The following is a 13198-nucleotide window of genomic DNA, read 5'->3' as shown; positions in this document are numbered from 1 at the left end:
GCCCGAAGGGCCGGATGAGGGGGCGACATGAGCTGTCCTTCGCTTGTTGCTCAGGACATTCGTCGTTTCGCTCCTCATCCTCCTCATCTGCCCTGACGGGCATCTTCTCCCCCGCTGGGGAGAAGAGGAAGAGTTATCTGCCCCCGATCACGCCGATATAGTCGGAGACCCAGCGATGATAGGGCACGCATTCGCTCTGCGTGCTGCATTTCGCGACCGGCGTCTTCCAGAACTTGATCTTGTCGAAGTGGTCATAGCCATTGGTGGCGCAACCGCTGTCGGTCAGGAGCTCATCGCCCTTGCAGGCGGCCGGAACGGAAGGTACGGCGCCGAACCAGGCGGCGGCATCGCCCTGAACCTTGGCCTGCAGCGAGTGTTCCATCCACATATAGGCGCAGTTCGGATGCTCGCTGTCGGCATGCAGCATGGTGGTATCGGCCCAGCCCGTCGTTCCCTCATCCGGGAAGGTGGAGGCGATCTTCTGCTTGTCAGCCTGCAGAAGGTTCACCTGGAACGGCCATGAGCCCGAAGCGACGACGCCTTCGTTCTTGAAGTCGTCGGTCTGGATCATGGCATCATGCCAGTAGCGGCTGACGATCTTGCGCTGGCCGCGCAGCAATTCGAGGGCAGCCTTGTACTGATCTTCGTTGAGTTCGTAGGGGTCCTTGATGCCCAGCTCCGGCTTGTGGGCCATGAGGTAGAGGGCGGCATCGGCGATATAGATCGGGCCATCATAGGCCTGCACGCGGCCCTTGTTGGACTTGCCGTCAGGCAGGTTCATTTCTTCGAAGACGATGTTCCAGCTCTTCGGTGCCTGGTCCTTGAAGGCGGCGGTGTTGTACATCAGCACGTTCGGGCCCCAGAGATAGGGCACGCCGTAGTGAACGCCGTTGACCGTATGCCAGGGCGCATTCTTCAGTCGCTCGTCAAGGTTCTTCCAGCTGGGGATCAGGTCGGTATTAATCGGCTGCACGCGCTTGCCGGCAACGAGCCGTAGCGAGGCATCGCCGGATGCGGTGACGAGGTCGAAGCCGCCTTCGTTCATCAGCGCGACCATTTCGTCCGATGTTGCCGCGGTCTTGACGCTAACCTTGCAGCCGGTCTCCTTCTCGAAGCCGGTGACCCAATCGTAATTCTTGTCGCTTTCGCCGCGTTCGATATAGCCGGCCCATGCGACGATGCTGACCGCACCTTCGCCCTTGCCGAGCGTCTTCAATGGCTCGGCGGCGATGACCTGCGTTGCGAAACTAAGGCATGCGAGTACGGCCGTGCATGATTTCAGCAGATGCTTCATCGGACTCTCCCGGTTTTTGAGCCTTGATATTGTGGAGCCAGTGGCTGGCTTCTTGTTCCCGGAAGAAAAGGTGACGCGATTTTGCCGCATTCGCAAATTCATTTATCAGAAAGGCGATATCGGAAATTCCGATTCCTAGTGCATATGCATGAGCCGGTAGCGGGCCTCTGCTACCGCTGCCGCCCCGAGCGCATGCTTTCGGCCACGCCGACAAAATCGCGGGCGGCTTGCGGCAGGCTCGATCCCTTGCGCCAGACCATGCCGACCTGCACGACCGGCAGCGAGCCGGAGACGTCGCGGCTTTCGATGCGATCTCCTTCCAGCGACCAGGGGCGATAGACGAGATCGGGCAGCAGTGCGACACCGGCGCCCGTCGCAACCAGGCTGCGCACCGCTTCGACCGAGCGGGTGCGGAAGGCGACATGCGGGCGGGCGCCGAGCGCGGTCAAAAGCTTGCCGGTGTTTTCCTCGATTTCGTCGATGGTCAGCATGATCAACGGCTCACGGGTGATGTCGGCGACGCTGATGATATCGGCCGAGACGAGGGGGTGGCCCATCGGCAGCCAGAGCCGGTAGGGCGAAGTTTCGAGGATCTCCGCCTGCAGGGCCATGCGGTCGCGCAGGTTGGAAATGACCATGACGGCGACGTCGAGTTCGCCACCCACCAGAAGATGTTCCAGATAGCCGCCATTGTCCTCGATGGCGCTGACTTCGACCCCGGGGCAGGCACGGCGATAGCGCGCCAGAAGATCTGATAGAACATAGCCGGCGACAAGCGACGTTACGCCGATATTCAGCGTGCCGCCGGCTTCGTTCCGCTTTCCGGAAAAGCTGGTGCGCGCGTCGGAGACGGTTGCCAGGATCTTCGTTGCGTGACGCAGGAATTGGTGGCCGTTGTGCGTGATCGACAGCCCACGCGGATGGCGCTCGAACAGCTCGACGCCGAGGTCGCTTTCCAGCTCCTTGAGGGCTTCGGTCACAGAGGATTGCGAGATCGACAGGTTCTGGGCGGCCCGCGTCACGGAGCCCTGTTCCGCCACGGCGACGAAGTATTGCAGCTGTCTCAGCGTGAAGGCCATGCTCCGGTTAGAGCATGTTCGCGCTGAGAAAGGCAAGTGCTCGTCATAGCTGTGAAAGTTTGGACCTTTTTTGGTAACGATGTCGAAGACGATGCAAGTTTTACCTCGGTTTTAAGTATTCCGAAACGCCAGTTCCCTAACGTGAGGGTTGATCATTTTTGTCGCCTTGGAGTGGTCTATGAGGGAGCAGTTGGCGTGAGCGCCTTACTGCACATTTTCCGGGTACCCCGGAAACTTGTCGTACTGATCGGCGGAGTGGCCCTTCTCGTGGGGTCCTCCGGCGTTCTTGCGCTTTATGTTGGCAAGGACAGGTTGCTTGGTCTTGTATCTGCTTCCCCCGACGGGCTCCAGTGCACCGACGTCAATCTCATCACGATCCGCAAGGACAACCGCTTCTGGGTTCGCAAATATATTCGCACCGAGCCGACCGATGGGTTGACGCGGGTCAGAACCGCGCTCCGCGTTGCCAAGGCCGTCTATCAGGAACAGAAGCCGGATCTCGTACAGGTTGTAGTTCTCGACCAGAACGGGCCGACGTTGCGTTCCGACCTGCGCGGCCGGGCTCTGGGCGCCGATGTCGTCTATGTGGCCCATCCCGACCGGCTGGTCGATGGCAGCTCCGAAGCACCGCTGACGGCACGCTATTACGACGGTGGCGCCAGCAATGCCGGCCTGTTTTATGGCGAGCAGATTACCATGCTGCCGCAGGATATCGATGCGGCGATCGCTGGATTGAAGGATCTGTCCGACTGTGGCAATGCGCTGGCAGCGGACAATGGCGGCGACGCCAAGAAGGACAAGATGAAGGCGGCGATCGCCGCGGAAGAGAAGACGGCCGCAAAACAGCCCGAGAGCCGCGATGCCAAGCCGCCGCTGCCGGAGCCGAAATCGACCGGCAATGTGCAGCCGGGCTATGATGAGAACGGCGAGTTCATCGGGGCCGATGCCGGTTCCAAAGACAAGAGCCCATCACCGGGATTGGACCCGACCATGACGGGTGCAGCCGACCGCCGCTCGCCCGTCACCAATTGATCAAAACTGGCTTCGCGCCATCCGGCGGACAAGTAACAGTCTTATTCCGCCAGATGTTTTTCGCCGATAGCCTGGTAGAGCGCGAAAAGCGCCTCGTGAACCTCACCTGCAAGGCGGTAGAAGTCCGGATTCGCCAGGATGGCGGGGTGCTGAAGCAGCAGGTCGTCGGTCATGTCAAGCATGATCGACACCGTGTGCATCGCCTCGTGGCAACCGAACGTTCCCGGTGCGTATTGCGAGAGATCGATGTCGCCGATCTCAGCAAGATCGGCCAGCCGCTGATGCTCGCTATCGTCTGCGGCTGGCATCTCTTTATCCGTCATAATACGCACCTTTGATGTTCGAAGGACCAAACCGGTCTCAATCGGCCTTGTTGCGACGGGCCGGGAAAAGAATGATGTCGCGGATCGATGGCGAGTTGGTCAACAGCATGATGAGGCGGTCCACACCAATGCCGAGACCGCCTGCCGGAGGCATGCCCTGGTCGATGGCATCGAGGAATTCCTCGTCCAGTTGCTTTTCCTTCTCGCCGCGTGCATGCGCCTGCTGGAGCTGGTCGACCATGCGGGCGCGCTGCTCTTCCGGATCGTTGAGTTCCGAGAAGGCGTTGCCGAGTTCCCAGGCGTTGCAATAAGTCTCGAAACGTTCGACGAGGCGCGGCTCGCCCGGCACTTCCTTGGCGAAGGGCGAGATGTCCTTCGGAAAATGCGTGACGTGTGCCGGCTGGATCAGCGTGCCCTCGACCTTCTCTTCGAAGATGAAGGCAAGGCATTCACCCCAGGTCGCGTCCTTCTCGACGGCGAAGCCGGCAGCCTTGGAGGCGGCGCGTGCTTCTTCGTCGGTCTTGATCGCCAGAAAGTCGATGCCGGTCGCTTCCTTGACGGCATCGGGCATCGGCACGCGGCGGAACGGGCCCTTGAAGGATATCTGCTTGTCGCCGAACGCGAATTCGGTGCTGCCATGGATCGACATGGCGAGCGTCGAGAACAGACGCTCGACAAGGTCCATGATGTCCTCGTAGTCGGCATAGGCCCAATAGCACTCCATCATGGTGAATTCAGGATTGTGCCGGGTGGAGACGCCTTCGTTACGGAAGTTGCGGTTGATCTCGAAGACCTTGTCGGTGAGGCCGGAAACCAGCGTGCGCTTCAGGAACAGTTCCGGCGCAATGCGCAAGTACATGTCGAGCTTCAGCGTGTTATGATGCGTCTTGAACGGCTCGGCCGTCGCGCCGCCATAGACCGAATGCAGCATTGGCGTCTCGACTTCCATGAAGCCGTCATTTTCCATGAAACGGCGGATGCCGGAAACGATGCGGCTGCGCTGCTGGAAGCGGAGCTTCGATTCCTCGTTCGTCATGATGTCGAGATGACGCTTGCGGTAGCGCAGCTCTATATCGGAGAGGCCGTGCCACTTTTCCGGCATCGGCAGCAACGACTTGGTCAGCATGGTGATCTGCTGGGCATTGATGGTCAGCTCGCCGCGCTTGGTACGGCGCACGACGCCGGTGACGCCGATGATGTCGCCGATATCGATCATCGGCAGCAACGCGCGAGCTTCTTCCGAGGTCACGTCCTTGTGGCTGAAAATCTGGATCTTGGCCGAGGCGTCGTGGATGTCCATGAACATGCCGGAGTTGCGCGAGGAATAGACGCGCCCGGCAACGGTGACGACATCGCCGGTTTCCGTATCCGGCTCCAGGCCTTCGTATTTCGCAGCGAGCTCGGCATTCGTCATCGTCCGGTGGAAATGCGCCGGATAGACGTCGCCGACCTGTTCGCGCAGCAGCTTCAGCTTCTGGCGGCGAACTTCCGTTGCGTCGGAGGAGAGGGCGGAGGCTTCGGTCTTGTCGTTCATGGTTTTAAAGTCCGGTTCAGTTCTTCGGGCCGACGAGGGTCGCAACGGTCTGCGCGGCAAGTTTCAGCCGCTGGCGGACGACGGACCGGCCGAGGATCGCCATGCTATCGAAAAGCGGCAGGGAGCGCGAGGAGCCCGATATGGCGACAAAAAGCGGAGCGACGATGACCTTCAGCTTCTTGCCCATGCGGTCCGCAATGGCGCGCAGCTCGGCTTCGATCGTCTCGACATTCCATTCAAGGATCTTTTCCAGATCCGGCTGCACGGTGTTCAGGATTTCCAGCAGCTCTTCCGGCGTCGACTTGATCTTCGCGAAGGCGGAAGGATCGAGGTTGAGGTCGGACTTGAACAGGAAGCCGGTCAAATCAGGCAGTTCGCCAAGCTTGGTGATGCGCGACTGCGACAGCTTCAGGCCTTCCTTCAGGCGATCATTTTCCATCGCCCAAGTCAGTACCCGATGCTGGAACTCTTCTTCCGACAGCTTCTCGCGGATCCAGCGGCCGTTCAGCCAATCGAGCTTCTGGATGTCGAAGATCGCGCCGGCCTTGGAGAGGTTTTCCGGATCGAATTTTGCGGCAAGCTCGTCCATGCTCAAGAGCTCTTCGCCTTCGGCGATCTGAATGAAGAACAGGCCGAGGAAGTTCATCAGCGCTTCGGGGATATAGCCAAGCGCGGTGTAATAAGAGATCGAGGTCGGGTTCTTGCGCTTCGACAGTTTCGACTTGTCGGCATTGCGCATCAGCGACAGGTGCATGAACACCGGCGGCTCCCAGCCGAGATACTGATAGATCAGGATGTGCTTCGGCACCGAGGCAAGCCACTCCTCGCCACGCGCGACATGGGTGATCTTCATCAGATGGTCGTCGACGACGTTGGCCATGTGATAGGTCGGCATGCCGTCGGCCTTGAGCAGGACCTGCATGTCGACGGCATCCCACGGGATTTCCACGTCGCCGTAGACGCCGTCATGAAACTTGCACGAGCCTTCGGTCGGGATCTTCATGCGCACGACATGCGGTTCACCGGCAGCAACGCGTGAGGTCACTTCCTCGGCCGAGAGGTTCAGACAGTGGCCGTCATACTTCGGCGGCAGGCCGGCTGCGCGCTGCGCCTCGCGCATCTTTTCCAGGCGCTCCGGCGTGCAGAAGCAGCGAAAGCCGTGACCGGCCGTGACGATCTGCTCGACATAGGGCTTGTAGAGGTCTTTCCGGTCGCTCTGGCGGTAGGGGCCGTAAGGGCCGCCGATATCCGGACCTTCGGACCATTTCAGGCCGCACCATTTCAGCGCGTCGAGCACCTTCGTCTCGAATTCCGGGGTGGAGCGGGTCGCGTCGGTATCTTCGATGCGCAGGATGAACTCGCCGCCGTGTTTCTTGGCGAAAAGATAGTTGAACAGCGCGATGTAAGCGGTGCCGACATGCGGCTCGCCGGTGGGGGAGGGTGCGATGCGGACGCGAACGCCTGAAGTGGTCATCTTGTTTGCCCGTCATAAAAGGCCGGGCCGCGCTTGGGACAAGCGCCGTCCAGCCGAAAATGTCTATCTGGATCAGGAAACCGGCCGGAAAAGGGCGTCTTGCCGCTTCTATCAGCGTTTTCCGTATGGCTGGCCTTAGGCCATATTCAAGGGGTGACGTCAAGGGAAACTGCGCCGCGAGGGCAGGCAGAGCCACCGAGGACGCCGTGATGCATCGAAAAGGGCCTGCCTTCCAATTTCACGAAGCGTCTTTACACTTCGTAAGTGTTTCAGGAGAAAAGCCTTACGCTTGCCCAATTTGATTTGCAATTTTCGCGGCAGTGGCGAAATAGGTTTTCAATCGTTCATTCCGGGGATCCCATGAAGAAACTAATTTTGAGCTTGCTATTGGCGGTCTCGATGGCCGACGCCGCCGCTGCCCAATCGACTATTACGCGCGATGGCTCGGCGAAACTGATCGAATCCTATCGCGCCTACATTGGCAACGACGATCTCTATAATTCCAAGGGCGAGCGCCTGACGGCACCCTGGCAGATCATCCGCCAGGACCGCGCCAACTATCACGCCTATCGCCGCCGTGACCGTGGCGACCAGGGCGACAGTTTCTTCTCACTGCCCTCCAATCGCCAGAAGCTGGAAGCCATGCTGGCAAACGGCAATATCGCCGATGATGCCGGGAACTATATCGTTCGCGGCAACGTCTGGATCAAGGTCGACATTTATGGCCGCGGCGATATCGGCGAATGGGTCGACGTGCACGTCCAGGATTGATCGATGTGATGAAGCCGCACCTCATCATGGGGGCGGCTTTCCCGATTAGTGGCTGCCTGAGGTCTTTTTCCGACGGTTGCGCGCCATCATGTTCAGCACTTCGACCAGAGCGGAGAAGGCCATGGCGGCGTAGATGTAGCCCTTGGGAACATGCACGCCCATGCCTTCGGCGATCAGCGTCGTGCCGATCATCAGCAGGAAGGCGAGCGCCAGCATGACGATGCTCGGGTTTTTCTCGATGAAATTGGCGAGCGGGTTGGCGGCGACCAGCATGACCGTAACGGCGGCGATGACCGCGACGAACATGATCGGCAGGTGCGGCGTCATGCCGACGGCGGTGATGATGCTGTCGATCGAGAAGACCAGATCGAGCAGCAGGATCTGGCCGATCGCCGAAGCGAAGGTCGAGGTGGTGGATTTGGCGATGAAATCCTCACCCTGTTCCTGCGGATCGACATTGTGATGGATCTCCTTCGTCGCCTTCCAGACAAGGAAGAGGCCGCCGCCGATGAGGATCATATCCTTCCAGGAGAAGCCTTGGCCGAAGATTTCGAAGACCGGCTGGGTGAGCTGGACGATCCAGGCGACGGTTCCGAGCAGCGCAAGGCGCATGATAAGGGCGAGGCCGATACCGATCTTGCGGGCTCTGTCGCGATGTTCGGCCGGCAGCTTGTTGGTCAGGATCGAGATGAAGATGAGGTTGTCGATGCCGAGGACCACTTCCATGACGACGAGCGTGACGAGTGCCACCCACGCCCCCGGGTCCTGTATCAGCCCCACAATATCCATTGACGATGCCCCCTTTGATCAGCATTTGCCAATGCTGACCCCCAGCATGGCCTCTCCAGAATGGCCGTAATGTAAGGAGTGTCATGGTTCGTACAAGCGCCGCCGCCATTTTCATGGCGGCAGCCTTGTTTCCAGTTCTTGTTCCCAGGCTTGGTTTCTAGGCTTTGAGGGGGATCCAGATTTCCGTCACGCCCGTGCCCGTGCGTGAGTCGAAGCGGTCGTCATAGCGTTCCATCATATCCGGGGTGCCGCCGTGTTGTTGGCCCGATTGCGGGAGCCATTCGCTGAAGATCTGATCCACGGTGCTGGAAATACCGGAGATATGGCCGCGATGCGTGAAGATCGCGTAGCGCTGTTGCGGCAGTTTCGTCGTCGCGAAACCTTCGGGCAGGCCGTCCGCGGCGGAAACTTCGGCTGCCGACATGTAACGGAAGCTTTCGCTACCTTCTTCCGCCTGGGTGCAGACGCCATAGGCGACATTGCCGATCTGGCCGGGAATATGGCCGAAATACTGGTTGAATTTCTGCCAGAGCGAGGGGATGGCCTGTGTCGCCTCATAGGCATAGGTTTCCGCAAGGCCGGCAAGCAGCATTGCGGGATGGCTTTCGAAGCGCGGTGCCTCGAGTTTGGGAAGGCGGGTGTCGTCCATTCTGATCGGTTCCTGTAGAGCGAGGTTGCGAACGTGCCCCTGCTTGCGCAGGTTTTCCGGCGTCATGCCGAATTGCTCGCGGAAGGCACGGGTGAAAGCCTCGTGCGAACCATAGCCCGCATCGAGGGCAACCTGGAGAATGGAGGAGGAGCCGTCCGTCAGTACAAGAGCCGCTTCGCTAAGGCGGCGGCTCCGGATATAGCTGCTGATCGAGTGGCCCGTCGTCATGCCGAAGACGCGCGAAAGATGAAAGCGCGACAGCCCGGCTATCTCGGCGATCTCTTCGAGCGAGATGTCGGATTTAAAATGGCTTTCGATAAACCATATCGCTCTGCCGATCGCGCTCATTTTCAACTCCCCTGGTTGCCGGGCCAGTCATAGGCTCCCGACATTGGCGACGCTTGATCGCTATTGCGGAGTTGAATTACTACACGCCCGCGGACGGCAGGAGAGGCCTGATCATCCTAATCCCTGCGATCCGGACCGTAGCCCGCCAGGAAAACCCGCACGGCGCCGCGCACGACATAGTCGATCTCTTCCTTAGACGGCGGCTCTTCCATGTCGCCGAAGAGCCGCAGCTTGAAATAGCCGCCGCTGGCCATTTCCAGGAAGTGGCGGGCAGCCATGTCGAAGTCGTCGATCTTGAGATGGCCTATGGCAGCCTGCCGCTCGAGGAAGCCGCGCAGCACCGTGCGCAGATTTTCCGGACCGGTAAAAAAGCGTTGACAGAGCGAGGGCATGCGTTCGCGCACGCCGATGACCGTGCGCATGGCGCTGATGGTCTTATCCGAGGTGACGTGCGTGACGAAGACGATACCGAAATCATAAAGCGATGTCGTGACATCCGCTTCGTCTGAAAGGGCATTGCGCACAAGGTTGACGAAATGGGTGCGCTCGCTCTCCATCATGGCGGCGAACAGATCTTCCTTGTTGGCGAAATAGACGTAGAGAGTGCCCTTGGAAACGCCCGCCTCGCGGGTGACATCGTTCATGCTCGCCGCATCGAAGCCCATTTTCATAAAGACACGCTTGGCGCCTTCGAGAATCTGATGGCGCTTGGCAGGGTCCTCGCCGGCTGCCCAACGTCCACCGGAGCCCGGTGCGGGCGCGTTCAACACAGCGGCATTTTGGGATTCGTGTTTCATCGGCTCTTTCACTGTCTCCTTTACGCGATACTCGATCATTTTTTCTGAATCTTAAACAGATTCGCGAAATAAATCGAACCGCTCAGTTCGATGTATCTTGATATGGAGTGAAAAAGGCTTTATGTCAATTGAACCGAACCGTTCGGTTCGATTAATTTGCCAGATTTCGGTGGTAGGAAATGTCGTCAAGTCATGGAAACAATGTAGCGCGTATCGTGAACGAGCCCGCTGATGCAGATGTGGAAGCCCGGGAAACCGGTGCGCCCGCGGATGCTCCTCTTGCCGAGACGCGCGGCAATCCTGCTCCCGCCCAGGCTGCGCCTGCCACTCCGGCCCCTGCGGCCCCACCGCCGCCGGAGAAGAAGCGGCGCAGCCTGGTTTTTCCCATCGTCATCGTCGCGGCACTCGCAGCAGGCGGCTGGTATGGCTATGACTGGTGGACGAACGGCCGCTTCATGGTCTCCACCGACGATGCCTATATTGGCGGCGATATCGCCACGATCTCGCCGAAGGTGACGGGCTATGTCGCCAAGGTAAACGTTGTGGCCAACCAGCAGGTCAAGGCCGGCGACGTGCTCGCAACGCTCGATGACGGCGACTACAAGCTGGCGCTTGGCCAGGCTCAGGCCTCGCTCGATACCGAACAGCTTTCGCTCCATACCATCGATGCACAAATCGCTGCCGGCCAGGCAGCCCTTGCCCAGTCGCAGGCACAGAAGGTTGCCCTGGAAGCCACGGTCCGCGGCGCCCAGATCACCCAGACGCGCGCTGCCGAACTGCAATCGAAGTCGGTCGGCACCACGGCCGCTTTGGACAGCGCCAATATCGCGCTTGATCAGGCCAAGGCAAATCTGGTCGGCGGCGACGCCGCCATCGCATCCGCGCAGGCCAATATCAACCTGCTGCAGGCTCAGCGCCGTCAGGCCGAGAGCACGATCAAGGGCCTGGAAGCCGCTCGTGACAAAGCCGCTCGCGACCTGTCCTTCACCGTATTGAAGGCGCCTTATGACGGTATCGTCGGCAATCGCTCGGTGCAGGAAGGCGATCTCGTCTCTCCCGGTCAGAAGCTGATGGCGATCGTACCGACCAAGCAGCTTTATATCGACGCGAATTTCAAGGAAACGCAGATCCAGCATCTGGTTCCCGGCTCCAAGGTCAATGTTCACGTCGATGCTTTCAGCGACCACCCGATCGTCGGCACCGTCGAGTCGATCTCGCCGGCTTCCGGCTCGGTCTTCTCGCTGCTGCCGCCGGAAAACGCGACGGGTAACTTCACCAAGATCATTCAGCGTGTGCCTGTCCGCATCGCATTGCCGCAGGATGCGCTCAATACCGGCCGTCTGCGCGCAGGCCTCAGCGTCGTCGTCGACGTCGATACCCGCACGGCGCCGGACAAGTAAACGATCGAGCTCGGGAGAGGCGCGCCATGTCGTCCGCCAGCACTACAGCCGGGTCGCCCCCACGCGCGGCCGGCTCTGCCGCGCCTGCGGCTGATCATATCGACACGAGAAAGCTTATCGCCTTTCTGGCGATGGTGCTCGGCATGTTCATGTCGATCCTCGACATTCAGATCGTCTCGGCATCGCTCAGCGAAATCCAGGCAGGCCTCAGCGCCGGCTCGGATGAAATCGGCTGGGTTCAGACGGCCTACCTGATCGCCGAAGTCATCATGATCCCGCTGTCTGGAACGCTGGCACGCATCATTTCGACGCGCTACCTGTTTGCGATTTCAGCTGCCGGCTTCACAGCAGCGAGCGCGCTTGCCGCGACCGCCACCAACATCGATCAGATGATCATCTACCGCGCCCTGCAGGGCTTCATCGGTGGCGGCATGATCCCCTCGGTCTTTGCGGCGGCATTCACGATCTTCCCGCCGTCCAAGCGCAACGTCGTCTCGCCGATTATCGGCCTGATCGCCACGCTCGCGCCGACGATCGGCCCGACGGTCGGCGGCTATCTGTCCAACGCGTTTTCCTGGCATTGGCTGTTCCTGGTCAACATTCCACCCGGTATCATCGTTGCCATCGTCACCTGGAATTTCATCGATTTCGACAAGCCCGAGCTGGCGCTTTTCAAGAAGTTCGACTGGTGGGGCCTGATTTCGATGGGTGTTTTCCTCGGCGCGCTCGAATATGTGCTTGAGGAGGGTAATACGAACGACTGGTTCAACGACAATTATATCGTTGCGGGTGCCATCGCCTCCGCCATCGGTGCCGTGATCTTCTTCTACCGCGCCTTCACGGTCGATTTCCCCGTCGTCGATCTCAGGGCCTTCACGAACAAGAACTTCTCCTTCGGGTCCGTGTTCTCCTTCGTCATGGGCATCGGCCTCTATGGCCTCACCTATATCTACCCGCTCTATCTCGCGCGCATTCGCGGCTACGATTCGCTGCAGATCGGCGAGACGATGTTCGTCTCCGGCCTCACCATGTTCTTCACCGCGCCGCTGGCGGGCTTCCTGTCGAGCAAGGTCGATCTGCGCATCCTGATGATCATCGGCTTCACCAGCTTCTCGGCCGGCACCTATATCATGATGCACCTGACGGTGGACTGGGACTTCTGGGAGCTGCTCATCCCACAGATCCTGCGCGGTTTCGGTCTGATGCTGTGCATGGTGCCGATCAACAATATCGCGCTCGGAACCATGCCGCCCGCCCGCATGCGCGGCGCGTCCGGCCTGTTCAATCTGACGCGCAATCTCGGCGGTGCCGTCGGTCTCGCGATCATCAACACGCTTTTGACGAACAGGCAGGACCAGCATTATTTCAACCTGCGCGACCATGTTCATTGGGGCAGCCATGCCGCCGTTACCCAATTGAACAACATGGCCGCCAGCTTCAATGCAGCGGGACTGGACGGCGACCAGGCCGCCCTGAAGCAAATGGTCAACATGGCGACGCGGCAGGCGGTCGTCATGTCCTTCGGGGATATTTTCCTGATGCTGACCGTGCTGTTCCTCGCGATGATCCTCGGCGTTCTGATGATCAGCAAGCCGAATGCCGCAGGCGGCGGTGGCGGCGGAGGCCACTAATCCGGCTCTTATAATGCTCCCAAGGCATGGCCCCTCCTCGCGAGGGGCCTTTTTCGTTTGGGGTATCGATTGAAAAA

12 protein-coding genes are annotated in these 13198 nt (G+C 59.8%); 4 read left to right on the top strand and 8 right to left on the bottom strand.

Going from position 1 to position 13198, the window contains the following annotated elements; all coding sequences use genetic code 11:
• Window positions 1-133: 133 nt before the first annotated feature.
• Window positions 134-1294 carry an ABC transporter substrate-binding protein gene (locus tag RTCIAT899_RS15500; RefSeq protein WP_015341185.1) on the bottom strand — a complete coding sequence of 387 codons (1161 nt, stop codon included), beginning with the start codon at window positions 1292-1294 and terminating at the stop codon, window positions 134-136.
• A 170-nt stretch (window positions 1295-1464) separates the two neighbouring features.
• Entirely contained in the window at window positions 1465-2373 is a 909-nt protein-coding gene (locus tag RTCIAT899_RS15495; protein WP_015341184.1) for a LysR family transcriptional regulator, read from the bottom strand.
• Between the two features lie 195 nt (window positions 2374-2568).
• Between RTCIAT899_RS15495 and RTCIAT899_RS15490 the strand changes: the two genes are divergently transcribed.
• Window positions 2569-3405 (top strand): hypothetical protein, encoded by an 837-nt coding sequence (locus tag RTCIAT899_RS15490; RefSeq protein ID WP_041677678.1) that lies wholly within the window; start codon window positions 2569-2571, stop codon window positions 3403-3405.
• A 41-nt stretch (window positions 3406-3446) separates the two neighbouring features.
• On the opposite strand, the gene RTCIAT899_RS15485 is transcribed toward RTCIAT899_RS15490, so the two are convergent.
• The 3 genes from RTCIAT899_RS15485 to gltX are packed head-to-tail and all read right to left on the bottom strand — an operon-like array spanning window position 3447 to window position 6736.
• Window positions 3447-3713, bottom strand: coding sequence for a hypothetical protein (locus RTCIAT899_RS15485; RefSeq protein ID WP_015341182.1), 267 nt, complete (start codon window positions 3711-3713; stop codon window positions 3447-3449).
• A 52-nt stretch (window positions 3714-3765) separates the two neighbouring features.
• Entirely contained in the window at window positions 3766-5262 is a 1497-nt protein-coding gene (lysS, locus tag RTCIAT899_RS15480) for a lysine--tRNA ligase (protein ID WP_015341181.1), read from the bottom strand.
• 16 nt (window positions 5263-5278) lie between these two features.
• Window positions 5279-6736 (bottom strand): glutamate--tRNA ligase, encoded by a 1458-nt coding sequence (gene gltX / locus RTCIAT899_RS15475; protein ID WP_015341180.1) that lies wholly within the window; start codon window positions 6734-6736, stop codon window positions 5279-5281.
• Window positions 6737-7096: 360 nt separating this feature from the next.
• Here gltX and RTCIAT899_RS15470 point away from each other — a divergent pair, with 360 nt between their 5' ends.
• Complete coding sequence (locus RTCIAT899_RS15470) at window positions 7097-7507, top strand: hypothetical protein (protein WP_041677676.1); 411 nt, start codon at window positions 7097-7099, stop codon at window positions 7505-7507.
• Between the two features lie 45 nt (window positions 7508-7552).
• On the opposite strand, the gene RTCIAT899_RS15465 is transcribed toward RTCIAT899_RS15470, so the two are convergent.
• The 3 genes from RTCIAT899_RS15465 to RTCIAT899_RS15455 all read right to left on the bottom strand — a co-directional run bounded on the left by RTCIAT899_RS15465 (window position 7553) and on the right by RTCIAT899_RS15455 (window position 10090).
• Window positions 7553-8296 carry a TerC family protein gene (locus tag RTCIAT899_RS15465; RefSeq protein WP_015341178.1) on the bottom strand — a complete coding sequence of 248 codons (744 nt, stop codon included), beginning with the start codon at window positions 8294-8296 and terminating at the stop codon, window positions 7553-7555.
• A 157-nt stretch (window positions 8297-8453) separates the two neighbouring features.
• Window positions 8454-9293 carry a GyrI-like domain-containing protein gene (locus RTCIAT899_RS15460; RefSeq protein ID WP_041677675.1) on the bottom strand — a complete coding sequence of 280 codons (840 nt, stop codon included), beginning with the start codon at window positions 9291-9293 and terminating at the stop codon, window positions 8454-8456.
• Window positions 9294-9409: 116 nt separating this feature from the next.
• Entirely contained in the window at window positions 9410-10090 is a 681-nt protein-coding gene (locus RTCIAT899_RS15455) for a TetR/AcrR family transcriptional regulator (RefSeq protein WP_041677674.1), read from the bottom strand.
• A gap of 179 nt (window positions 10091-10269) precedes the next feature.
• Between RTCIAT899_RS15455 and RTCIAT899_RS15450 the strand changes: the two genes are divergently transcribed.
• A complete protein-coding gene (locus RTCIAT899_RS15450; RefSeq protein ID WP_041677673.1) occupies window positions 10270-11490 on the top strand; it encodes an HlyD family secretion protein in 1221 nt (406 codons plus the stop codon).
• A gap of 26 nt (window positions 11491-11516) precedes the next feature.
• On the top strand, window positions 11517-13121 hold the full coding sequence (locus tag RTCIAT899_RS15445) for a DHA2 family efflux MFS transporter permease subunit (RefSeq protein WP_015341174.1): 1605 nt from the start codon (window positions 11517-11519) through the stop codon (window positions 13119-13121).
• The last annotated feature ends 77 nt before the right edge of the window (window positions 13122-13198 follow it).

The sequence above is a fragment of the Rhizobium tropici CIAT 899 genome (genome assembly GCF_000330885.1).
Classification (GTDB): Bacteria; Pseudomonadota; Alphaproteobacteria; order Rhizobiales; family Rhizobiaceae; genus Rhizobium; species Rhizobium tropici.
The sequence above is the reverse complement of the archived record's forward strand: the minus strand, read 5'-3'. Positions and strand labels throughout refer to the sequence as shown.